Raw genomic sequence first — 23,302 nt, 5'->3', positions numbered from 1 at the left:
ACAAATTATAAATACTCTCAGCTAATAAACTTAAAAACACATAACAATGAAAAAATTAATTCTTATTGCATTTACTTTATTTTTAGGTGCAAACTCTGTAATGGCTCAAGAAGCTAACAAACTTGAAGATGCTAATTACGTGATACTTTTAGATAGTAAAGTCTTTCATTACACTGTAGATGGTGTTGCGCCTTTACAAGCAGATTTAACACTTAACAATGGTACAGTTGTAAAAACAGATGGTTCTTACATTACAAAAGATGGTGATACCGCTAAATTAAAAGATGGACAGTGCTTAGGGATGAGTGGTACTTTGTACAAAGACCAAGAAACCTTAACTAAGAAATTAGTAAAACATATGAGGAAATCCTGATAAGACTCATTTTAAAATATAAAAAAAGCCTAATCTAAAGATTAGGCTTTTTTTATTTAGCTATAGTAAATTCAAAAACACTTCCTTTTACTACTTCAGAGGTTAATTTAATTATACCACCAAGTTTTTCTACCAAACTTTTAACTGTAAATAATCCAATACCAGTTCCTTTGTTTCCTTTTACGTCTATTTGATTATTAGTATTAAAAAGTTTAAATACTTCATCTTGTTTTTCTGGTGCAATTCCATTTCCATTGTCAATGACCTTAAACTTGTAATAGTTTTTACTTTTAGAAAATACAAGTGTAACTTTTGGATTGGGCTTATTATTATATTTTAAAGCATTATCAACTAAATTTAATAATACTTGTGTAACTGCAGCTTTGTTAATAAACACATCTTGATCTGCATTTTCTGTTTTATAATGCTCATTATCCAATAAATAGATACGTTGTACGTCTTCAAATAATTTTTTAACACTTATGTATTCTTTATCAGCATTTACAAGTTCATTGGCTTTGTAATGAATTAATATACCATCAATGTAATTTTTTAAAGACTCGGCAGATTCTTCAATAAAATTAATATACTCTATTGAGTTTTCAGTTAATGTATTACCTTCTTCATCCTTTAAAAACTGGGTTAATGAAATAATATTAGCTAATGGTGATTTTAAATCATGTGAGACGTGACTAGCAAATTTATTGAGTTCTGCATTACGGTTGGTCAATTCTAATTTGGCTTCGTCTAGCAATCTATTATTTAGCCTAAGTTCAAATAAATTTATAACTAATTTAGCAAAAGTTAGCATTGCTTTTTTTTGTAAATCTGAAAGGGTTCTAGGTTTATGGTCATAAACACATAATGTGCCTAAAGCTAATCCTTCTTCATTTCTTAAAGGTACACCAGCATAAAAAATAGCATTAAAATTATCAATTAAAGGGTTGTCTTTAAATCTGATATCTTTTCTGGAATCTTCTACAATAAATATATCTTCCTCTTGTAGTATAGCATGACCACAAAAAGAAATATCTCTAGGAGACTCTTGTATATCTACTCCATGATGGGACTTTAAAAAATTACGATCGGTATCTAATAAAGTTATTAATGAGATAGGAACATCGCAAATAGTTGCTACTAGACTAGTAATATTGTCAAAATCACTTTCTGGAAGAGTATCTAATAATTGGTATTTTTTTACGCAGGAAAGACGCTCACGTTCGTTGTGAGGAACCTCAGGTTTAATCATTTAGTTAATTTATTATTTACATTTAATACACACTGGCTAAAATATGAATAAATTGCAATAAATATGTTAAAACTTTTCAAAAACCCCTAAACCAAATAATGCAAAATCATATTTTACAGGGTCATTTGGATCTAACTGTCTTAAAGATTGATCTAATTCTGCTAACGCTTTACCATCATTTTGTTTGCGATTTAGTAAACCTAATTTTCTAGCGACATTTCCAGAATGTACATCTAAAGGACATGAGAGTTGAGCAGGAGAGAGGCTAGTCCATATACCTAAATCTACATTGGTATTACTAGGTCTAACCATCCATCGCAAAAACATATTAATACGTTTTGCTGCACTGTTTTTTAAGGGATCACTAATGTGTTTTTGTGTACGTTGTAAATGGTCAACCTCAAAAAAAACAGATTTAAAATAATGTATAGAAGCTTGTAAACTATCCTTTTGTGCATATTTAGCAAATACTGCTTCTAATCCGTTGTGATTGGTATAAACATGCTGTAATCCTTTAATAAAAGTTATAAAATCTATTCCATTAAATGTACGATGTACAAAAGACTCTAGTTTCTCTAAATCAGATTCTTGGTGATGCATTATAAAATCAAAAGGATTATTATCTAACAATTGCATCATTTTATGTGCATTATTAATAATGCTTTTTCGATTTCCCCATGCAATGGTAGCACTTAAAAATCCAGCAATTTCAATATCTTCTTTTTTAGTGAATAAATGTGGAATTTGAATAGGATCACTTTCAATAAAATTAGGAGTATTGTATTGCTCTACTTTAGAGTCTAAAAAATTTTTAAGGTCTTTTGTGTTCATTACTTTAAAGCTTGTTCCATAAATAGCAGAGAAGGAATCATTAATACACCATTGTAACAAGCATGTAATAGCATAGCATATGCTAAACCTAAACGGACACGAATGTAACCAAAAACTAATCCAATAATAATTTGAGGTGCAACAAACAAAGGAGATAAAAGAATAACCTGTGTTGTAATTTCAAAATTAATAATATGCACGTAGCCAAATAAAATAGCAAATGCATAAAAGACGATTTTAAAGTACTTTTTATTAAAAAGAGTTAATGGACCTCTAAAAATAAATTCTTCAATAACAGGAGCTAATATTACCGCTGTAAATAAAATGTAAGCAGGAGATTCTTCTTCTAATAGCTTGTTTATAGCATGTGTGTCTGAATCGTATACACCTAAAGCTTCTAATACCACAATTACTAATCCAAATCCAAGTCCTAAACCAATACAAATAGGTACACATGTAAATACAATACTTAACTTTTGTTGTATAGTTATGTGTGTAAGTTGTTTTAAACGTGGGTTTTTAACGTAATTTAAAATGGAATAAAATAATGCTTTCATGTGTTACACTATTTTACCATCTATCATGGTTAGTTTTCGGTCAGCTAGATTTGCTAATTCTTCGTTGTGTGTTACTATTACAAAGGTCTGACCAAATTGATCACGCAGTTTAAAAAATAAATTGTGAAGGTTTTCTGCACTTTCGCTATCTAAGTTTCCTGAGGGTTCATCTGCAAAAATAAGCTCTGGATTGTTTACTAAAGCACGTGCTACAGCCACACGTTGTTGCTCTCCACCAGATAACTCGCTAGGTTTGTGATTATATCTGTGTGATAAGCCTAAAAAGTCTAGTAATTCTTTTGCTCGTGTTTCTGCTTCAGATTTAGAAGTCCCTTTTATAAAAGCTGGAATACACACGTTTTCTAGTGCAGTAAATTCTGGTAATAATTGATGAAACTGAAATATAAATCCAATATGGGTGTTTCTAAATTGTGCTAATTGCTTTTCGGTTAAACCAGTAACTAATGTATTGTTTATAATTAATTTGCTTTCAGCTTTATTTTCAATAAAATCTAAAGTCCCTAATATTTGAAGTAAAGTTGTTTTTCCTGCACCAGAAGCACCAACAATAGAAACAATTTCTCCTTTTTTAATATGAACATCTACACCTTTTAAAACGTGTAAATCGCCATAATATTTATGAATGTTTTTTGCTTGAATCATATACAATTATAAAGTACGGAAATTACTACTTTATAAATTATTAGGCAACAATATCTGGATTTGCTTTAGCTTTTAAATACGTTTTTTAAATCGTTGTAATCTATAAAATAGACTAACCTTAAAGAAAACGTATTGCGTTGCTCTTGCTTAAATAAATCGTCCATGCTGTCAAAAAAACCAGCTTCAGAGTTGTTAGAAAAATTAAAAATTTGATTTCTGTATAATGCTGTTAACTGACTACCAGGTGCAAATTGCCATGTGTAGCTTAAATCTAAATTCCACGTATTAAAGTTTATATCTGGATCAAAATCTGGATTACTGCTAATTGTGTTTTTTGTGTATACATTAGATTTTGTTAACGATCCATCTGTTTCAAGCAGGTACATGTTATGATCATAAGTTACTGTGCTAAGGTAATTTCTAAAACTTAGTGTTAAAGCTTTAAATGGGTTAAAGTTATAGCTACCAGAAATACTAGCAGTCATGTCCACACGGTCACGTTGTCCAAAAATAATTTGGTCTTCTACTTCTTGTCCATTTACATAACCTCTATCTGCAGTAGAGTTATCATAATTAAAGCCTAAAACCATTAAAAATTTGTCGTTAAATTTAAATCTTGGATTAAGTCCAAACCATGTATTATTAAAGTTTTTTCGATCATCATTAAAAAAACGACCATACCCAAAGTTTGCATCTAACGCAAAAAACAAATTATAGTTAGTAGATAACCACATATTGGTTTGCGCATAATCTTCTGTTACAAAATAACTATCAAATCCATTTCTTGGTTCAAAAAAGTCATATTGTTTACCAATATTCCAATTGGCATTAAACCCAAAATTATGTAGGGTTTTGGATTGCGCATTAAAGTTAAAACCCGTGTTTGCACCAGTGTAGGTATTAGGATTTGCTAATTGTCTATAATTTACCCAGCTACCAATGTACATTTGATTAAACCTTTTAGTAGGTTCAAAAATACGGTAGCTTACATCTGCACCAAAGTTGCTATAATTGTTTCTAAATAAAATTCCTAAATCGTTGATATCATAATTTTCATCTGCATAGCTATAGTCTACACTATATCTAATTTTTCCACTTGCTTTTCCTGCTCTAAAAAAGGCGTTGTATCCATTTTCTTTATTTGCCACATCGTTAAATGTGCTCATTTTTACTTGACCAACAACACCATAAGTATTTTTCTTATTTAGCACATCCAATAATAAACCAGTAACATTAGCATCTCTAAAGTCACCATTTCTTGTTACATTGGTATTAATTAAAGTTACAGAAGAATTTTTATTAAACTGTTGGTCTAAAACCATAATATTATAATTAGCCAACGGTTCTACTATTTGCTTACGTTTTTCTCCAGTATCATTATTAATTATAGACACTTCAGTTTTTTTAGTAATAGCATTAAAAAACCCTACACCTAGTCCATTTTTAGTACGACCAGAGACTTTAACTGCATTTAATAATTGTACTTTTTCAGGGTACTCTTCAACAGATTCGTTACTATCCAAATCAGGTCTTCCAGATGGTCTATCTCCAATACGTCTAGAATAAAATAAGTTTCCTTTACTAAACAAATCAACACCTTCTGTAAAAAATTGTCGTTGTTCTGCAAACTGTTGTTCAAAAGGTCCTAAGTTTAATCGGACATTATCAAAACCAGCTTGACTAAAGTCTGGTATTAAAGTGGCATCTAACGTTATATTTTCTGTAAGACCATACTTAATGTCTAAACCAGCAGCAAAATCGGTATCGGTTTCGCCATCAAAAGTACTGACTAGCCCAGAAGCATACGGAAAAAAGCTTAGCCTAGTTGGTGGTGTTATGTTTTTTATTCCTTTTAACTCTGCATTATATAAGCCTATATTACCTTTGGTAACATCTACAGCATTCCAAGTCATTTGCTCGCGAGTTTTTCTATAATGTCTATGAAATTGAATACCCCAAGTTGGGTCTTCTTGTTGTGTAAAACGAAGCGAACGATATGGGATTTTAATTTCAACAATCCATCCATCATCTACAATATTAACGCTACTTTCCCAAACTGCATTCCATCCAAAATCTTCACCAATGTTTGGGCTTTCTACAGCATCTGCTTGCGTACCAGAACTAAATACAAAAAACTCGGTGTTGTTTTGTGCATCGTTATTTGGATTAAAAATAACAGCAAAAAAATCAGACTGCCCAAAGTTATCACGTTGGGTAAATTGACGCATAATATCTTGCGGATTATCATAGCAATAAGCTGCTACATAAATACCAGAGTCGTCATAAGTCATTTTAACTTTGGTTTTTTTGTTTTCTGCAGCAGTATCGCCAACATCAGGTCTAAATTCAACAAAATCTGTAGCAACTTGAGCATTAATCCATGCTTTGTCATCTAAAACACCATCAATTTTTGGAGGTGTATCAGTACGTTCAATATGGTATGTTTTTTTGTCTTGAGCTTTGATTTGAAAAGAAATTACTAAAGCGAAAAATAAAGTTAGATAAATTCTCATTTGGTTTTTTTGATTGATGATTACTGTTTAAAGACTTCGTTTTATTTACATTGTTACAGTATGACACTGCAAAACTAATTTTGATGCTAAATTAAAGTCATAATTAAACGTTAAAACTCCATTTTGTTTACCAAATTACATACTTATCCTAAACAGATTTAGTTATTTTTACAATATGAAAAACAAAAATTTACAAATTGCAACATTTGCTGGTGGCTGTTTTTGGTGTACCGAAGCGGTGTTTTTAAGAATTAAAGGGGTAGAAAAAGTAATTTCTGGTTATACAGGAGGACAAATTAAAAACCCTGCCTACAGAGAGATTTGTACTGGAAGAACTGGTCATGCAGAAGGCATTCAAATATTTTATGATGAAGACATAGTCAGTTATACAGAGTTGTTAGAAATCTTTTTTGCAACTCATGATCCTACTACCTTAAACAAACAAGGACATGATGTTGGTACACAATATCGATCGGCTATTTTTTATAATTCTGAAACACAAAAAGAGCAAGCAGAAGCTTTTATCAAACTACTAGAACAAGAAAAAGTTTTTGATAATCCAATTGTTACAGAAGTGACAGAATTAGGTGCTTTTTACATTGCAGAGGACAATCATCAAACGTATTATGACAGAAACAGAGAAGCTTCTTACTGTCAGTTTGTTATTGATCCAAAAATCAATAAAATTAAAAAGTATTACAAAAATAAATTAAAAGAAAACACACCAAAAGATGCCATATAAAAAGTTTGAAGAGTATAACATTAAGGTTACCGACGATGTTAAAGACCGTTATAAAAAGATTATCGAAGATTTAGGCGAAGACAGTAATCGTGAAGGGTTATTAAAAACACCAGAACGTGCAGCAAAAGCTATGCAGTTTTTAACGCAAGGATATGCTCAAGATGCAGCCAAAATACTTAAAGGTGCTATGTTTGCAGAAGATTACAATGATATGGTTATTGTAAAAGATATTGAGTTTTATTCGCTTTGCGAACATCACATTTTACCCTTTTTTGGAAAAGCACATATTGCTTACATCCCAAATGGACATATTGTAGGTTTAAGTAAATTACCCAGAATTGTAGATGTGTTTTCTAGACGTTTACAAGTACAGGAGCGTTTAACACACCAAATATTAGATTGTATAAATGATACTTTAAAACCAGAAGGCGTTGCTGTGGTTTTGGAAGCTAGTCATATGTGTATGCAAATGCGTGGTGTGCAAAAACAAAGCTCTGTAACAACAACGTCTGGATTTAGAGGTGCTTTTGAGAATATTGAAACGCGAACAGAATTTTTAAACCTAATTAACTCTAAATTAAGTTAGATTTTTTTGGAATGCTATTTGCTTTATTATTCTTAGAATTATAAATGAAATAAATGAATTTTAGCAACACTAATAAATACGCCAAACTACTTTTAGGATTATTTTTTGATGCATTGGGATATGTCTCTTTTATTATCCCAGGAATTGGAGAATTTGCTGATATAGTTTGGGCTCCAGCATCTGCTTGGTTAATGACCAAATTATACAAAGGGAGAACCGGAAAAATAGCAGCAGTTTTTTCTTTTATAGAAGAAGCATTGCCAGGTTTAGATGTCATACCATCCTTTACATTAATGTGGTTTTATACATATGTTTTTAGTAACAAATCTAAAGAATCGACAATTGAGGTTAAATAAATAATTGTCTAACTAATAAAACACAAGCATTTCTAAACAGAAATGCTTTCTTGTTTATAACCTTTTTCTAATGGCAATAAATATTAAAATCATTACAGTGTATATTGCAAAAAACGGTATGATAATATCTTTAAATCCTAGGACCAATAATAATGCAATTAGTAATAACTGAAACCCTAAGCCAAAAGTAGATAAAGCGGTCATAAACCAATTAGGAAACACTTTTCCGTATGCTGCTCTTGGGTCTAGGTAATAGATGGCTTTATCAAAACGACCATATAATACCTTGTATAATTTAAACAGAATATTGACATGTTGTTGCTTTTCACCTTCAAGTGCAGTAGGTATTTTATTTTCAAAAATCCGACTTGTAGTATCGCCATCAAATTTATTTCTTAAGATGACGTAGTAATAATTATATAATGTCCCTTGAAGCTGAATCCCTAAAAATGCTAAGATGGTCATCCAGATGCTAGCCTCACTAATATACCAAATAGCCATTAAAATGATTATATTAAGTAATATATCTGCAACCGAGTCTAAATAGCGTCCTGTATAAGACGGTGTGTTTTTTACTCTTGCCAATTCGCCATCTGCAGCATCTAAAATAGATTTTAAAATTAAAAAGAAAGCTGCAGCCCAAAATTGTTCTGTAATTATGCACCAAACTGCAATTAAGCCAGACACTATAAAAGCCAATGTGACGTGAACAGGAGTGAAGTTGGTGTTTTTTAAATTATTAGCAATTAGTTTTGCTAAGGGTCTTCCGTAATCTGAAAGATCAATAAATTTATGTTCTTGTGGTAATTTTGACATGTATTGTCATACGTAAAAAAGTGTTGCGGAATATACCAGTTAGTATTTTATATACATTGAGATTGAAAGTGTAAAAATAGACAAAAGAGAACGGTTGTTCTCTTTTGTCATTTAAAATTATTTAAAAAAAATTTAATTAAATAAAATATTACAATATGTAACTTAACCCAAAACTAATGTTACGACCCATATTAGCAATACCCTCTGGTTTTAATCTTGAAAGGTGATTGATATAAACAGTATCAGTTAAGTTAGTACCAGAAATACTTAGGCTTAATGGGTTATTAAATAGTGTAACTGTAGTACCTAATCCTGCACTTAATAAATTATAATTAGGTGTGTTAGTTTCAAAAGCACTTACATTATTTTGTGCAAAAGTGCTACGTAACCTTACAAAAGCATAGCTTTTTTTAAAGGTGTTATTTTCAAACTCTATGCGTAAGGTATTAGTCCAACTGTTTGCAGGAATTAATGGTAAGTATTCATTATTTTCTAATTGTCCTGTAACGGTTTCAAAACTAGACTCCATATGCAACCAATCTAAAGGATGTGGATGCAAATGCAATCCAAACTCGCCACCATACAATCTTGCGTTACTTTGTAAATAGTTAAATACTGGAGTTTCGTCTATAGTTTCACCACTAGGCGATAAGAAAATATAATTATTAATATGATTGTAAAAGCCATTAGCAAATACTTCAAAATGCTGGTTAGCATATTCTACTGCCAAATCACTCTGAAAGTTTTGCTCGTTGTTTAAATCTATATTTCCAATTTCATATCTGTTGGTCCCTTCATGAGTACCGTCTGAGGCTAATTCTGATAAATTTGGAGCTCTAAAACCTGATGCTAGATTTAAACGTAATACTACGTTATTTAAAATGTTGGCTTTTACACCTGCTGCACCATTAAAACTATTAAATTGTCTGTTTATACTATTGTTAATTTCAATGTTTCGGTTATCAAATCGTGCACCTAATTGCACATCAAAGGTTTCAAAATGGATGTGAGAGGTTGCTAAAATACCAATATCATTTGTGGATGCATTAGGGATAAGTAATTCTTCTCCATAATTAGTGTTTACTTGATGCATGCCTTGTAGTCCAACAATAGTTTCAAATTTACCAAGTCTTGGCAAGTTATACTTTACATCATAATTAAATGTTTTTAGCTTCATATGTAAAGCAGGCTCTTCATCTTCTAAGTCAATGTCTTCATCATGGTCATCATCATGGTCGTCATCATGGTCGTCATCATGATCATCTTCATGATGATGATCTTCAAATTCTTTTCTATCGTTATAAATAAAACCTAGGTTAACATCTAAACTAGAGTTATTAAAAAACCAAGTGCTTTTTGAGCTTAAAATATGATTAGCTAAGGATTGAAAGGGCTCTAAAGGTGTTCTAGCATTAGATTGTGCTTCTATCTCTTCTGGAATTCCAATTTTGGCTAGATTGACATTGTATCTAAAATCGGTTTTAAAATTGGTGTTTTGAAAACCCAAACCAGTTTTTAAATCTTGTTCTCTAAATCTAGTATTAGTGACACTGTAATTTTTGGTCTCGTAGTCACTATGTTCTGCTTGGCTAGCTCTAATTAAAAATTTAAACTGATTTGCAGATTTTTTAAATCCAAAGTTGGTACTATAACCTTGCGTATTGGTAAAGTAACGTGTATTTATATCTGTTAAACTTTCGTTTTCCGAAGCATATCGTTCTGGATTTAAATATAAAACTCCACCTAAAGCATCACTACCATATAGGAGGGAAGCAGGACCTTTTATAACTTCTATACTTTCTATACCTGCATCATTAACACCCAAACCGTGTTCGTCTCCGTACTGTTGATTTTCTAAACGTACACCTTGAGCATAGACCAACACACGATTACTACTTAAACCTCTAATTACAGGTTTACCAATGCTAAGTCCAGTAGTTACACTTTCTACACCAGCAATGTTGGTTATTCCGTCAGATAGTGTTACAGCACCTTTAGCTTGCAGCTCGCTAACTTTTTCTTGCTCCACTTTCATAACATTATCCCTTTGTAACTGGTGAAAAGGAGTGGATAATATAACTTCATCAATTTCAATTGCTGAAGGTGTTAATTGAAAATTTAAGCTATTAGTTGTTGGAAGAGTTATTGTTTGAGATAAAGTCTCAAAACCAATAACAGAAATGATTATTTTTTGATTCCCAGAAGGTAAATTGTCTATAGTATAGTTACCATTTACATCTGTTGCTGTTCCTTTTTCTAATTGCGGAAAATACACGTTAGCAAACGGTATTGGTTCTGAAGAATTTACAATGGTTACTTGACCAGATATGGTTTGTTGTGCTATTGTAGTTGTTGAAACTAAAGCCAATAGCATAAAATATAATATTTTCATTTTATGAATATTTAGTATAAATGTTGTTTAATAAGAAATAGTTTTCCGAAGAAAACATCGAAAAATTATACTAATTGTGGTGGTCCACGGAGGGCAATACCAAGCTTTTGGTATGTGCTAATAAAATGATATTGTGAGGTTATTTTTAAGTAATTCTGAATAGAAGTTTCTAAATCGGCATACTTTATTTTAAATGTAAAAACTGGATTGATTTTAAATTTATAAAATTCGCAGTCCACGTCCATTTCATGCATGTGTGTAGTACTATTATCTATACACACTTCATGTTCGTGTTGTTCTAAAACATGAACAAATTTTACAGCAGAAGGAAATAGCACAGCTAATAAGACAACTACTGAAAGGATTTTAATTAATATATTTTGTTGTGTATTCAATTAATCTACTAATTTACCTAAACCAAACCTTCGAAGCATCTTTTTTTCAAATTCCCAGAAAAATTTATGCTGTCCAGCTAGCCAACCAAAAAACACTAATAATATTTGATAAAATATTAAGCCAATAATACTATATAAAATCCAATAGAGAGTCACATTTAAGTTTTCTTTAGTAATTCCTAACCAATTAATTAATGGTCTTCCAACAAATAATGAAGAACTTCCGGTTACTGCAAAGACTATAAAAATGCGAATCATTTCCCATTTGTAAGTTACTTTCCATTTAGTTTCTAATTTTTTAAATAAAAATAAGGTGACTTTTAGTAAAGTAATTGAAATGATTATTGTCAATAAAACAATAAGTAGTGTGTTGGTTGTAAATAGTTTAGCTAATTTAAATCCAGAATATAAAAGACCAATTAGGCCTAAGAAGGGAAATATAAGTTGCCAATTGTGTTGGATATCCCAACGTTTTTTAAATTTTTCCATTACAATTTTTAATCATGCAAATATATTGAAATGGCTTTAATTTGGTGGTACGCGACCACCTAAAAGATTTTGTTTGTATTTGTTTTGAAAGTAAATAAAGTAGTTATATAATTGATAATTAACATCGTAGCCATAATCTATTGTAGGACTATAATTAATTGGTAGCTCATATAAGTCTGCGTTAAAACGTCTTCGTTGATTAACTCGACTATTCCACTCGTTAACGTAAAAAATATTTTTATTTTCTAGGTAGTCTTGAGAGTAATATCCTTTGGGTTGAGCAATACTATTTAACCAAGCATTAAAACCAGGTTCTATGATAAGAATTTCATATTCTGTTTTATCGCTTGAAATACTAATTGTGTCTCCAACCTGAGCTACAGATGTATCTTTGTTTGAGGTGCTTTTAGAAGTCCCGCAACTCATTGCTATTACTAATATAACTGCTACTACTATAAAATTTTTCATGTTCAATGCTTTTTCTTAAAAATACAAATAATTTGAATTTTTAATCATAAAAAAAAGCCAAACGTTAGTTTGACTTTTTTAAAATATTGTTAAAGTAAGTTTATTTTCTTCCAAAAAGACCTCCTAATAATCCAGCTAGACCTCCTTTTTTCTTAGCTCCTCCAAGTACCATTCCTGCAACATCGTCTATAACGCTTCCATCACCATCTGCATCTAATATTTTTTCTAAGAAACTTTGTTCGTTTGTTGTTTTATTATCGCCTAATAATCCTCCTAGTAAACCTCCTAAATCATTAGTAGAACTTACCTTGTTTTGACTAGCTTGTTTACCTAAAACACCCATTAAAATAGGAGCAGCAACTTTTAATATGTTTCCAACAGATCCAGCGTCTAAACCAGATTTTTGTCCAATAATTTGTTGTACACCATCTCTTTTAGAACCAAGAACATGACCTAAAATTTTATCTCCATCATTAACTACTTCTTCGTTAACTCCACCTCCAAAAAGATCACCTAAATTATCTAAGATACTTCCATCATGTTTCCCTTTAATTGCTCCTAAAAGTCCTTCCGCACCTTCTGGAGTAGAAGCGTTACGCTCCATTGCTTTCATTAAAACAGGTAAAGCCATAGTTAGTACGCTTCCAGTTCTGTCTTGGTCTGTTCCAGTAGATCCTGAAACACCACTAATAATTGTTTTTCCTAAATCAGAGTTTAGTAAATCTAATATTCCTGCCATTTTTGTTAATTTAAATTTATAATTATATGGAATTGAAAGGTACAAAAAAAAGCTCCCTGTAAAGATTGGAGCTTTTTAAAAAAGATAATTTTTCAATTTACCCTATAAAAGGTTAGTTTTTATCGACTAACAACAAGTTTTTAATTTGTGTAGCTAATTCTGTACCAATTCTATCTTGTGCTTCGTTAGTAGCTGCACCAATATGAGGTGTTAACGATATTCTACCATTCATTAGTAATTGTACAGCTGGAGTAGGCTCATTTTGGAAGGTGTCTAAACCTGCAAATGCTAGTTTTCCGCTTTCAAGTGCGTTAACTAATTCTACTTCATTGACAACACCACCTCTTGCAGCATTAATTATTGCTGCACCATTTTTCATCATATCAAATTCTTTTTTACCAATCACGTAATCTTTTTGAGCAGGTACATGTAAGGTAATAAAATCTGATTGTTTTAAAACATCTTCCATAGGTTGGGTTTTGATGTTAAATTTAACGGTTTGACCATCAAAAAAATCTAATGTAATATCTGCTTCATCAATAAACTTATCTGCAGCAATTACTTTCATTCCAACACCTAGTCCAATTTTAGCAACTTCTTGACCAATACGTCCAAAACCAATAACACCTAAGGTTTTACCTCTTAATTCTACACCTTTAGCATAGTTTTTCTTTAGCTTTTTAAATTGTGTATCGCCATCTAGAGGCATATTTCTATTGGCATCATGTAAAAAACGAACACCACCATACAAGTGGGCAAAAACTAATTCTGCTACAGATTGTGAGGAAGCAGCTGGAGTATTAATAACATGTAAACCTTTTTCTCTGGCGTAATCTACATCTATATTATCCATTCCAACACCACCACGTCCTATGATTTTTAAACTAGGACAAGCATCAATCAAGTCTTTACGTACTGTAGTAGCACTTCTTACCAACAAAACACTTATGTTCTTATCGTTGATATAATTTACTAATTGTTCTTGTGCCACAGTTGTGGTATTGACTTCAAATCCTGCAGCTTCTAAAGCGTCAATTCCGCTTTGTGAGATTCCGTCGTTTGCTAATACTTTCATTATTACAGTTAAAAGTTAAAAGTTAAAAGTTAAAAGTTTTGAATACAATTACATTCAACTTATAGTTAATTAATATTTTTTAATAATAAGGGACTAATTACTTATCACTATTTATGCTTTACTTTCTAATTCGCTCATTACTTCAACTAATACTTTAACACTATCTAACGATAATGCGTTATACATACTAGCTCTGTATCCACCGACACTTCTATGACCGTTTAATCCATTGATACCAGCGTCTTTCCACATGGTGTCAAAGGTTTCTTTTAAATCTTCATTAACTAGGGTAAAAGTGGCATTCATGTCAGAACGGTCTTCTTTGGCAGCAAACCCTTTAAACAATGGATTTAAATCTATTTCAGAATACATTAAACGTGATTTCTTTTCATTTTCTTTTTCAATTGCTGCAATTCCGCCTAAATCTTTTAACCATTGTAAAGTTAACATAGAAGTATACACAGCAAAAACAGGAGGTGTGTTAAACATACTGCTTTTATCAATATGCACCTTATAGTCTAACATAGATGGTATTTTACGAGAAACTTTACCTAAAATATCTTCTTTAACTACCACTAAAGTAGTACCAGCAGGACCCATGTTTTTTTGTGCTCCTGCATAAATTAAATCGAATTTAGAAAAATCTAAAGTACGTGAAAAAATATCGCTACTCATATCACATACCATAGGTATTGGAGAGTTTGGAAATTTTTTAATTTGAGTTCCAAAAATGGTATTGTTTGATGTACAATGAAAATAATCATGATCTTCTGGAATCTCAAAACCTTTTGGGATATAATTGTAGTTAGCATCTTTAGATGAAGCTACTTCTAAAATATCATCAAAAATTTTAGCTTCTTTAATTGCTTTATCTGCCCAAGTCCCTGTATTTAAATAAGCAGCTCTCTTTTCTAATAGGTTTTGTGCCACCATTAAAAACTGTGTGCTAGCTCCACCTTGCAAAAATAATGCTTTGTAACCTTTGCCTTCTAAACCTAGTAACTCTAATGCTAACGCTCTGGCTTGTTCCATAACATCAACAAAAGGTTTACTTCTGTGAGAGATTTCTATTAAAGATAATCCGTTATCAAAATCTAGAATGGCTTGTGATGCTTTTTGTAATACTTCTTGAGGTAATACGCATGGTCCTGCGCTAAAATTATGTTTTTGCATGGTTACAAATTTAGGTTTCTGAAGGTTACAGAAATTATATTTTTTTCAGTTAACAAAGGTGCTAATTATTGATTTAAAATAAGTTAAGAATTTAATAATTTATCAACTAGATTTTTAACAAAAATGCAATAGTATCTATATCATCTGCATAATCATAAAGCTCTGGTTTTTGGGTTTTTCCAAACGGAATCTCAGAATTGCTAAATCCATCTGCCACAATACATTGTATTAAATCTTGGTCTGCATCAATTTTCTGTTTTAGTGCTTCTTCACTGCTGTAATACTCATAAAACACAGTAGCAATAGGAGAGGAGTAGCTTTGATCTTCTTTTATCATTAAAAAGCCATTTTCAAGCATATCAAATTCACTCATTAAATACACAGCTTTATTATAGTCATAATTATTTGCGTATTTGTTCTGGTGAATTATATCATTCCACTTGTACATCGCTTCAAAAAAAGCATCAAAATTATAATCCTTTGGAACAAATAATTTGCTAACGTTTCTACAACCTAACCCGTAATACCTAAAAATATCTTCAGATAATAAATCTAATTGTTCTTTAGATTCGTTTCCTGTTAAAATGGCTACCGAATTTCTGTTTTTTCGAATAATTGAAGGTTTATCTTTAAAATAATATTCAAAATATCTTGCAGTATTATTACTTCCAGTTGCTATAACAGCATCAAAATTGTCTAATTTATCTTCAGTAAATTTTATTTTACCTTTTAGTTCTGGAGTAACATATTCTAAATATTTAGCAATAAAAGGTAATAAGTGCTTGTCATTAGAAGATTGTTTGATCAATATATTATGTCCCGATATTAAGACGCATAAAAAGTCATGAAACCCAACTAAAGGGATGTTTCCAGCCATTATAATAGCTACAGTTTTTGGTTGAGATGTTTTAAGAGTATAATCTTTTAGCCAATTGTTTAGCTTTTCTTCTGTTAATTGTTTACTCCAACCTTCTAAAGCAAATACGATGTTATCTTGTGTAAACCATCCGTTATTTTCATTTGCTACTTTAATTTGATGTTTAAATCCATCAAAAAATAAGTCGTTATGCAGAATATTTTCTGCTTTTTTTATTCCATTTGATGAAAATTGGCTTAAAAAGCGACCTAATTGTATAAAAGCTTCTGTTATGTGATTTTTGTTACTCATTATTATTTGTATAACACCTTTTTTGGCTTTATTTTTGCACCACAAAGTTAAGTAAACAAAAAGATTTAAAATACGCTATGGCAATTATTATAACAGATGAATGTATTAACTGTGGAGCATGTGAGCCTGAATGTCCTAATACAGCAATTTATGAAGGTGCTGACGATTGGAGATACAAGGATGGAACTAGTCTTGAAGGAAAGTTAGTATTAACTAACGGAAAAGAGGTTGATGCAGATGAAGCGCAAGAGCCATTAAGTGATGAAATTTATTACATAGTACCTGACAAATGTACTGAATGTGTTGGTTTTCATGAAGAACCACAATGTGCTGCGGTTTGTCCTGTAGATTGCTGTGTACCTGATGAAGATCATGTAGAAAGTGAAGAAACCTTATTAGGAAAGCAAAAATTTATGCATCCAGATGGTTAATTAAAATACAATCATAAAAAAAGCCTTAAGTAATTTCTTAAGGCTTTTTTTGTGCGACAATAGCATAACAATCAAACATATAAGAGGGCTTGTCAATAATCTCTAAAACTTTAAAATCGTTTAAATAGAGGAGTAGTTCCCATTCGTTTTTTGTAAAAGCTCTAACTTCCGATGTGTCTTCTGCTATTAATTTTTTATTATTGTTTTTGACTTCATAATATCTAGACCACCAATCAAACATAAAGTTATTTGAATTATTTGTGTTTAAAACACTCTCCCTATAATATTCAATTTGATTGAAATTAGCTGAATGCTTAAATGTTTTACCTCCTTTTATGACTTTAAAAAAACGAGAAGCATCTATAAAGTCAAAACATAAAATTCCTTCTTTTTTTAAATTAAGATTAAAAGAATTTAAAGCAGCATGAACATCATGGTTACTTAGTAAATAACTAGTTGTTCTGCCTGTAATAATAATACTATCTACAGGTTTTTTAAGACTAAAATTTTTCATGTCAGCATGAATAAACTGACCTATAGAATTTTTTTTAATAGCCAAATTAATCATGTCTTGACTATAATCTAAGCCTTGATAATTGAAATTGTGTTTTAAAAAATAATGTGCCAAATTACCAGTTCCTGAGCCTATTTCTAAAACATTTTGTTTGTTATAGTCATTTAGAATATTGTTGTAGAACTGATATTCTTCTTTATAATCAATAAAAGTTTGATACATGTTATCATATATTAACTCAAACCCATTTGAATATAAACTTTGCATTATTTATTCGTAATATCTTATTACGTTTCCGTTAGTTTTTCCTTCAATACTTCTAACATACGCATTAACTACTTTAGACATAGGTACTGGATTATGACCCGGAAAATAATCTTTATATTTCTCATAGGCATCTTCAACCATTCCTAGAGATACAACATTTAATCTAGTTCCTGTTGGAATTTCTAATGCTGCTGCTTGTACAAAACTATGAATTCCTCCATTTACCATAGCTGCACTTGTTGTTTTAAGTACTGGGTCATCAGCTAAAATACCTGTTGATAATGTTATAGAACCATTTTGGTTTAAATAATGTTGACCTATTCTAACGATATTAACTTGTCCCATTAGCTTACTTTTTAAACCAATGTAGTAGTCCTCTTCAGTCAGGTCATTAAATGGTGCCCATTTTGCTTCACCTGCAATGCAAACTATAGCATCTACCTTACCTAATTGTTCAAACATAGATTTAATGGACTTGCTATCTGCAATATCTACATTTACATCTCCGTTAGTTCTAGCTGCAATTATAACTTCGTGTTCTTGTTGTTTGTAGTGGTTTGCGACTCTTTTTCCTATAGTGCCATTTCCACCAATGATTAATAGTTTCATAAATACATTGATATTTAAGTTAAAAGTAATAAAAAAATGCTGCCCTATACAGAACAGCATTTTTATTACTTAGCAGTTGTTAATTAAAACTTGTAATTTAAAGACAAGTTAAACATAGTTCCTAATTGACTAAAATGATATCCATCATAAGTCATTTGAGAATAACGTTGATTAAATGTAATTAAATTAGATTGATTTTGAACTTGAGCAGGATCTGCTAAAATAGCTTCTCCATTAGCATTTTCTGCTTTAAAGCTCCACTCTGGTAATACATTTAATAAGTTATTAATGTTTAGTGCGATAGTTAATTTTTCTGAAGCACTATAGTTAATACCTAAGTCTGTAACAATTTTAGGAGTAAATTCTGTTCTTAAATCGTTACTTAATCCTTGTTGCTTAAATGTAGTTTTTCCAAAATACGTATTGTTTAAGGATAAGCCCCATTTATTAATATCATAATTAGCACCTAAAATCCACTTAGTTTTTGGTCTAGAGGTGAAAAATAAAGCCTCTTGAGTTTCGTTAACAACAGATTGACCTGAGTTTGCAACTAAAGGAATATCTTTTACTGCACCATCACGTTCGTTTTGGATGGTATAATTACCTGATAAGTTAAGATCTAATTCTCCATTACCTAATCCAATGTTTTGTTTACTTAAAACAACATCAATACCAGAAGTACGAGTATCTATTGCATTAGAGAAGAAGCTGACATCACTTAAATTATTATTAGTTAAAAGAATATCTAATGGATTAGCTGGGTTTCCGCTTGCTCCAATTTCAGAACCTAATACAATTCTGTCCTTTACAGCAATGTTGTAGTAATCTAAAGTAAAGCTAACTCCGTTATCAAACTTACCACCTAAACCAATAGTAAAGTTATTTGAAGTTTCTGCATCTAAGCTTGGAATACCTAATAATTGAGCTTGAGTAGACACATTATTTACTAAACCTCCAACTTGAATACCTTGTCCAGGTACAAAGCTATACTGCGCTTTTTGAGTATAGATTTGGTGTAACGTTGGTGCTCTAAATCCAGTAGATACAGAAGCTCTTGCTGAAATATCATCTGTAATTTTGTAACGTGTACTAAATTTGTAAACAAAAGTGTTTCCAAAATCAGAATAATTCTCAGTTCTAATAGTACCACTTAATAAAAAGGCATCACTAACATCATAATCTAAAGAGAAGTAACCACCAATATTATAACGGTTAAATTTTCCAGAGTTTTCTGGACTGTTACCTGCAAAAGAATCGGCTCCACCACCATCATAAGATGCTAAACCACCTTCAATAACTTCAAATACCTCGTTTCTAAACTCGGCACCAAAACCAATACTTACTTTATCGGATAATACTCTGTTAATGTCAATGTTTCCAACGTTATGAGTAAATTTAGTTCCACCTGGATCAAATGATTGTGGACTATTTGCTTGGTATAAAGGTGCACCTTCTGAGATTTCACCAGAATCCACTTGACCATTATTGTTGGCATCCACCCAAGTAGATGGAGAATACACAACATTTCTGTTATGTGACTGATTTACTTTATAAGTCTGTGTGTTACCACCAGTAGTATAACTTAAGTCAACATTCCAGTCGTTTATATTAGTTTTAATTCCAACTGTACCATTATAATCATTTAATAATCCTTCAAAAGTTGGTACATATCCATCATAACCTCCAGCTGTATTTGGATTATTTCCTGGGAAAAAATCAGCTAAATAAGGGAAGTCATCTACAGTTCTCCAATATGGTGTTCTGTAGTTAGCAAAACTATTTACCTTTTTATATACATAGGCAGCGTTAAAATATAACTCTGTGTTGTCAGCTAAATCAAATCCACCATTAACTAAAAACTTAGAAGCAGCAGTTTCTGGAGAACCATTGATGTTTCCAGCATCAGGACGACGCCCTAAAAATTCGTTTACAAAAGCAATATCTGCAGGAGTACCTCCTGTAAAATCGGCAATTTCTCCACCAGCATCTACAGTTCCAGGTCTATTAGCTAAGTTTACTTTAGAAAAATCTATTGTATAATTAATAAATCCTTTATCATCACCGATCATAGATCCATTATTTACTGCTATACCAATCATTTCACCATCACCTTCAGAGGTCATTCCAGCTCTTAATGTTGCAGATCCAAGATTTACATCATCTTTTAAAATAATATTCATTACACCAGCAATTGCATCAGAACCATACTGTGCAGATGCACCATCACGTAAAATCTCTACTCTCTTAATTGCATCTGTTGGGATAGCAGAGATATCTGCACCAGTTTCTCCACGTCCTGGAGACGTTTGAGTATATAATAATGCACTTAAATTTTTACGTTTTCCGTTAATTAAGATTAATGTTCTACTTGGTCCCATATTTCTAATTTCATATGGATCTAATAAAGACGTCGCATCATTAACAGGTGTTTGTACAGTGTTAAAAGATGGTATTCTGTATTGTAACGCTTTGTCAAACGTTACTTGACCAGTAGAGTTTAATTCTTTTACGCCTACAACATCAATAGGTAAAGCTGTGTCTACACTACTTCTTGGAGCAGTTCTTGATCCAACTAATACTACTTCATCTAAAGATTCACCACTATTTAAAGTGACATTAATAGAAGTTCTACCGTTAACAGCTATTTCTTTTGTCTCGTAACCTATGTAACTAAAGATTAACGTCGCATTATCTGATACTGTTATGGAATAATTTCCATCAAAATCTGTTGTTGTACCATTAGTAGTACCTTTTTCAACAATATTAACTGTGGGAATACCCATGCCATCATCACCAGTAACGACACCAGTAACATTGGTTTGTGCATTTGCTAATGCTACAGTAAAAAATAGCATTAATAAAAAGTTTAGTTTTTTCATAAAATTTAATAAGTTAAGGTTAATTAAATGCTAAAATATGTTAAAAATTTCACAAAACTATAAAGTATATCTAATAAAATGGGGTGTGTTTTAAAAATTCATAACTAAATCGTTATTTTTTTTAAGTAATTAATAGTGTAATTGTTAAAAAATTAAATAGCATATAACGTTAATTATGTTAATAAGATAGTACTATATTTGCAGCCATAAATATTATAAATACCAGAAATGAAAGCAGGAATTGTCGGATTGCCAAATGTTGGAAAATCTACGTTATTTAATTGTTTGTCAAACGCTAAAGCGCAAAGTGCTAATTTTCCATTTTGTACCATCGAACCTAATATTGGTGTCGTTAATGTGCCAGACCCAAGATTGGAAAAATTAGAAAGTTTAGTAAATCCTGAACGTGTTGTACCTGCAACAGTTGAGATAGTTGATATTGCTGGATTAGTTAAAGGTGCCAGTAAAGGAGAAGGTTTAGGTAATCAGTTTTTAGCAAACATTAGAGAAACAGATGCTATACTTCACGTTTTACGTTGTTTTGATAATGATAATATTGTACACGTTGATGGTAATGTAGATCCTATAAGAGATAAAGAAACTATCGATATGGAATTACAGCTTAAAGACCTTGAAACTGCAGAAAAAAAGTTGGATAAAGTAAAACGAGCAGCAAAAACTGGAGATAAAGAGGCACAAAAAGAAGAGGCTGTATTATTAAAAATAAAAGATGCTTTAGAAGCTGGAACCTCTATTAGAGCATTAGAGTTTTCTGAAGAAGATTATAAAGCTTATGTAAAACCTTTACAGTTTATTACAGACAAGCCTGTCATGTATGTGTGTAATGTTGATGAAGGTAGTGCAGTAACTGGTAACGCTTATGTGGATTTAGTTAAAGACAAAGTTAAAGATGAAAACGCTGAAGTGCTAGTGTTAGCAGTAGGTACAGAAGCAGATATTAATGAATTAGACGATTACGAAGAGCGTCAAATGTTTTTACAAGATATTGGATTAGAAGAACCTGGTTCTGCTAAATTAATTCGTTCTGCTTACAAATTACTTAATCAGCAAACGTATTTTACTGCTGGTGTAAAAGAAGTGCGTGCTTGGACAGTTAATATAGGAGCAACAGGTCCACAAGCTGCAGGAGTAATACATACCGATTTTGAAAAAGGGTTTATTAGAGCAGAGGTTATAAGCTATGACGACTATGTACAATATGGAAGTGAAGCCAAAGTAAAAGAAGCAGGAAAAATGCGTGTGGAAGGTAAAGGATATGTAGTTAAAGATGGAGATATTATGCATTTCTTGTTTAATGTATAGTAGAACCAAGAATCAAGTAAAATAGAATAAAGACAAAAACGAGGTGAATTTTCATCTCGTTTTTTAGTTTTATATTTATACATAAAATAAAAAAAATACTGTCACACTTAGCGCAGTAGAAGTACCTTATTTATGCCTTTTATAGAAATCAAAACCCTAATAAATGCAGATATCAAAACGTGTTTTGATTTATCCAGAAATATTGATTTTCATAAAAAGTCACTTAAACATTCAAATGAAAAAGCAATAGCAGGTAAGACTTCTGGTTTAATTGGTTTAAATGAATGGGTAACATGGGAAGCCTCTCATTTTGGAATCAAACAGCAATTAACTTCAAAAATTACAAAATTTGATTTCCCTCATTATTTTGTTGACGAAATGGTTTCAGGAGCTTTCAAAAGCTTTAAGCATGAGCATATTTTTATAACTGAAGATGACAAAACTATAATGATTGATAAATTTTATTTTGAATCACCATTGGGTTTATTAGGAAAATTAGCTAATGTTTTATTTTTAAAACGCTACATGACTAATTTGTTAAAAACAAGAAATCAGTTTTTAAAAGTAGAAGCAGAATCTAAATAAAAAGCCAATGTTCTCAACAACATTGGCTTTTTATTGTTAATTACTTTATTGGCGCACAGTTTCATTTTTTAAAGCGTTATATTATATTAGCAACCTATCTCAAAATTGC

24 protein-coding genes are annotated in these 23,302 nt (G+C 31.2%); 7 read left to right on the top strand and 17 right to left on the bottom strand.

Annotated elements, in window-relative coordinates:
• Window positions 1–46: 46 nt before the first annotated feature.
• The gene (locus tag LY08_RS12485) at window positions 47–373 is read left to right on the top strand and encodes a DUF6799 domain-containing protein (protein WP_111660786.1); all 327 of its coding nucleotides are present in this window, start codon (window positions 47–49) and stop codon (window positions 371–373) included.
• A gap of 52 nt (window positions 374–425) precedes the next feature.
• Here LY08_RS12485 and LY08_RS12480 read toward each other — a convergent pair whose 3' ends face one another.
• From LY08_RS12480 to LY08_RS12460, 5 genes are all read right to left on the bottom strand, one after another.
• Window positions 426–1,622, bottom strand: a complete 1,197-nt coding sequence (locus LY08_RS12480; RefSeq protein ID WP_111660785.1) for a sensor histidine kinase — start codon at window positions 1,620–1,622, stop codon at window positions 426–428.
• Between the two features lie 66 nt (window positions 1,623–1,688).
• Window positions 1,689–2,453 carry a TIGR02757 family protein gene (locus LY08_RS12475; RefSeq protein WP_111660784.1) on the bottom strand — a complete coding sequence of 255 codons (765 nt, stop codon included), beginning with the start codon at window positions 2,451–2,453 and terminating at the stop codon, window positions 1,689–1,691.
• Complete coding sequence (locus LY08_RS12470; RefSeq protein ID WP_111660783.1) at window positions 2,453–3,010, bottom strand: CPBP family intramembrane glutamic endopeptidase; 558 nt, start codon at window positions 3,008–3,010, stop codon at window positions 2,453–2,455. The genes LY08_RS12475 and LY08_RS12470 overlap by 1 nt, the downstream gene beginning before the upstream one ends.
• Window positions 3,011–3,013: 3 nt before the next feature.
• Window positions 3,014–3,673 carry an ABC transporter ATP-binding protein gene (locus tag LY08_RS12465; protein ID WP_111660782.1) on the bottom strand — a complete coding sequence of 220 codons (660 nt, stop codon included), beginning with the start codon at window positions 3,671–3,673 and terminating at the stop codon, window positions 3,014–3,016.
• A gap of 65 nt (window positions 3,674–3,738) precedes the next feature.
• Complete coding sequence (locus LY08_RS12460; RefSeq protein WP_111660781.1) at window positions 3,739–6,186, bottom strand: DUF5916 domain-containing protein; 2,448 nt, start codon at window positions 6,184–6,186, stop codon at window positions 3,739–3,741.
• 175 nt (window positions 6,187–6,361) lie between these two features.
• Here LY08_RS12460 and msrA point away from each other — a divergent pair, with 175 nt between their 5' ends.
• Genes msrA through LY08_RS12445 form a run of 3 tightly spaced genes read left to right on the top strand, consistent with a single transcriptional unit; the run spans window position 6,362 to window position 7,870 of the window.
• Window positions 6,362–6,928, top strand: coding sequence for a peptide-methionine (S)-S-oxide reductase MsrA (gene msrA, locus LY08_RS12455; protein ID WP_111660780.1), 567 nt, complete (start codon window positions 6,362–6,364; stop codon window positions 6,926–6,928).
• Window positions 6,918–7,514 (top strand): GTP cyclohydrolase I FolE, encoded by a 597-nt coding sequence (folE, locus tag LY08_RS12450; protein WP_111660779.1) that lies wholly within the window; start codon window positions 6,918–6,920, stop codon window positions 7,512–7,514. Before msrA ends, folE begins: the two co-directional genes overlap by 11 nt.
• A gap of 53 nt (window positions 7,515–7,567) precedes the next feature.
• Window positions 7,568–7,870 carry a hypothetical protein gene (locus LY08_RS12445; protein WP_111660778.1) on the top strand — a complete coding sequence of 101 codons (303 nt, stop codon included), beginning with the start codon at window positions 7,568–7,570 and terminating at the stop codon, window positions 7,868–7,870.
• Between the two features lie 54 nt (window positions 7,871–7,924).
• Here the strand turns inward: LY08_RS12445 and LY08_RS12440 are convergent, their stop codons facing one another.
• The 9 genes from LY08_RS12440 to LY08_RS12400 all read right to left on the bottom strand — a co-directional run bounded on the left by LY08_RS12440 (window position 7,925) and on the right by LY08_RS12400 (window position 16,585).
• On the bottom strand, window positions 7,925–8,686 hold the full coding sequence (locus LY08_RS12440; RefSeq protein WP_111660777.1) for a CDP-alcohol phosphatidyltransferase family protein: 762 nt from the start codon (window positions 8,684–8,686) through the stop codon (window positions 7,925–7,927).
• Window positions 8,687–8,834: 148 nt separating this feature from the next.
• On the bottom strand, window positions 8,835–11,078 hold the full coding sequence (locus LY08_RS12435; RefSeq protein ID WP_111660776.1) for a TonB-dependent receptor: 2,244 nt from the start codon (window positions 11,076–11,078) through the stop codon (window positions 8,835–8,837).
• A gap of 65 nt (window positions 11,079–11,143) precedes the next feature.
• Window positions 11,144–11,473, bottom strand: coding sequence for a hypothetical protein (locus LY08_RS12430; RefSeq protein WP_111660775.1), 330 nt, complete (start codon window positions 11,471–11,473; stop codon window positions 11,144–11,146).
• Complete coding sequence (locus LY08_RS12425; protein WP_111660774.1) at window positions 11,474–11,962, bottom strand: DUF6787 family protein; 489 nt, start codon at window positions 11,960–11,962, stop codon at window positions 11,474–11,476. It abuts the gene before it with no gap.
• Between the two features lie 36 nt (window positions 11,963–11,998).
• Window positions 11,999–12,430, bottom strand: a complete 432-nt coding sequence (locus LY08_RS12420; protein ID WP_111660773.1) for a DUF6146 family protein — start codon at window positions 12,428–12,430, stop codon at window positions 11,999–12,001.
• Between the two features lie 100 nt (window positions 12,431–12,530).
• Window positions 12,531–13,169 carry a DUF937 domain-containing protein gene (locus LY08_RS12415; RefSeq protein WP_111660772.1) on the bottom strand — a complete coding sequence of 213 codons (639 nt, stop codon included), beginning with the start codon at window positions 13,167–13,169 and terminating at the stop codon, window positions 12,531–12,533.
• Window positions 13,170–13,281: 112 nt separating this feature from the next.
• Window positions 13,282–14,244: a D-2-hydroxyacid dehydrogenase gene (locus LY08_RS12410; RefSeq protein ID WP_111660771.1), complete on the bottom strand. Its 963-nt coding sequence runs from the start codon at window positions 14,242–14,244 to the stop codon at window positions 13,282–13,284.
• Window positions 14,245–14,355: 111 nt separating this feature from the next.
• Window positions 14,356–15,417, bottom strand: a complete 1,062-nt coding sequence (gene serC, locus LY08_RS12405; RefSeq protein WP_111660770.1) for a 3-phosphoserine/phosphohydroxythreonine transaminase — start codon at window positions 15,415–15,417, stop codon at window positions 14,356–14,358.
• Window positions 15,418–15,523: 106 nt separating this feature from the next.
• Window positions 15,524–16,585: an acyl-CoA reductase gene (locus LY08_RS12400; protein WP_111660811.1), complete on the bottom strand. Its 1,062-nt coding sequence runs from the start codon at window positions 16,583–16,585 to the stop codon at window positions 15,524–15,526.
• A 77-nt stretch (window positions 16,586–16,662) separates the two neighbouring features.
• On the opposite strand from LY08_RS12400, the gene LY08_RS12395 reads away from it, so the two are divergent.
• Window positions 16,663–17,016 (top strand): 4Fe-4S dicluster domain-containing protein, encoded by a 354-nt coding sequence (locus LY08_RS12395; RefSeq protein WP_111660769.1) that lies wholly within the window; start codon window positions 16,663–16,665, stop codon window positions 17,014–17,016.
• A gap of 37 nt (window positions 17,017–17,053) precedes the next feature.
• On the opposite strand, the gene LY08_RS12390 is transcribed toward LY08_RS12395, so the two are convergent.
• The 3 genes from LY08_RS12390 to LY08_RS12380 all read right to left on the bottom strand — a co-directional run bounded on the left by LY08_RS12390 (window position 17,054) and on the right by LY08_RS12380 (window position 21,285).
• Window positions 17,054–17,797 carry a class I SAM-dependent DNA methyltransferase gene (locus LY08_RS12390; protein WP_111660768.1) on the bottom strand — a complete coding sequence of 248 codons (744 nt, stop codon included), beginning with the start codon at window positions 17,795–17,797 and terminating at the stop codon, window positions 17,054–17,056.
• Between the two features lie 3 nt (window positions 17,798–17,800).
• Window positions 17,801–18,406: a short chain dehydrogenase gene (locus tag LY08_RS12385; protein ID WP_111660767.1), complete on the bottom strand. Its 606-nt coding sequence runs from the start codon at window positions 18,404–18,406 to the stop codon at window positions 17,801–17,803.
• A gap of 83 nt (window positions 18,407–18,489) precedes the next feature.
• Window positions 18,490–21,285, bottom strand: coding sequence for a TonB-dependent receptor (locus LY08_RS12380; protein ID WP_111660766.1), 2,796 nt, complete (start codon window positions 21,283–21,285; stop codon window positions 18,490–18,492).
• 228 nt (window positions 21,286–21,513) lie between these two features.
• Here LY08_RS12380 and ychF point away from each other — a divergent pair, with 228 nt between their 5' ends.
• The gene (gene ychF, locus LY08_RS12375) at window positions 21,514–22,608 is read left to right on the top strand and encodes a redox-regulated ATPase YchF (protein WP_111660765.1); all 1,095 of its coding nucleotides are present in this window, start codon (window positions 21,514–21,516) and stop codon (window positions 22,606–22,608) included.
• A gap of 132 nt (window positions 22,609–22,740) precedes the next feature.
• Complete coding sequence (locus tag LY08_RS12370; RefSeq protein WP_111660764.1) at window positions 22,741–23,193, top strand: SRPBCC family protein; 453 nt, start codon at window positions 22,741–22,743, stop codon at window positions 23,191–23,193.
• The last annotated feature ends 109 nt before the right edge of the window (window positions 23,194–23,302 follow it).

The organism is Olleya aquimaris (assembly GCF_003259525.1).
In the GTDB taxonomy this organism is placed as follows: Bacteria; Bacteroidota; Bacteroidia; order Flavobacteriales; family Flavobacteriaceae; genus Olleya; species Olleya aquimaris.
The sequence above is the reverse complement of the archived record's forward strand: the minus strand, read 5'-3'. Positions and strand labels throughout refer to the sequence as shown.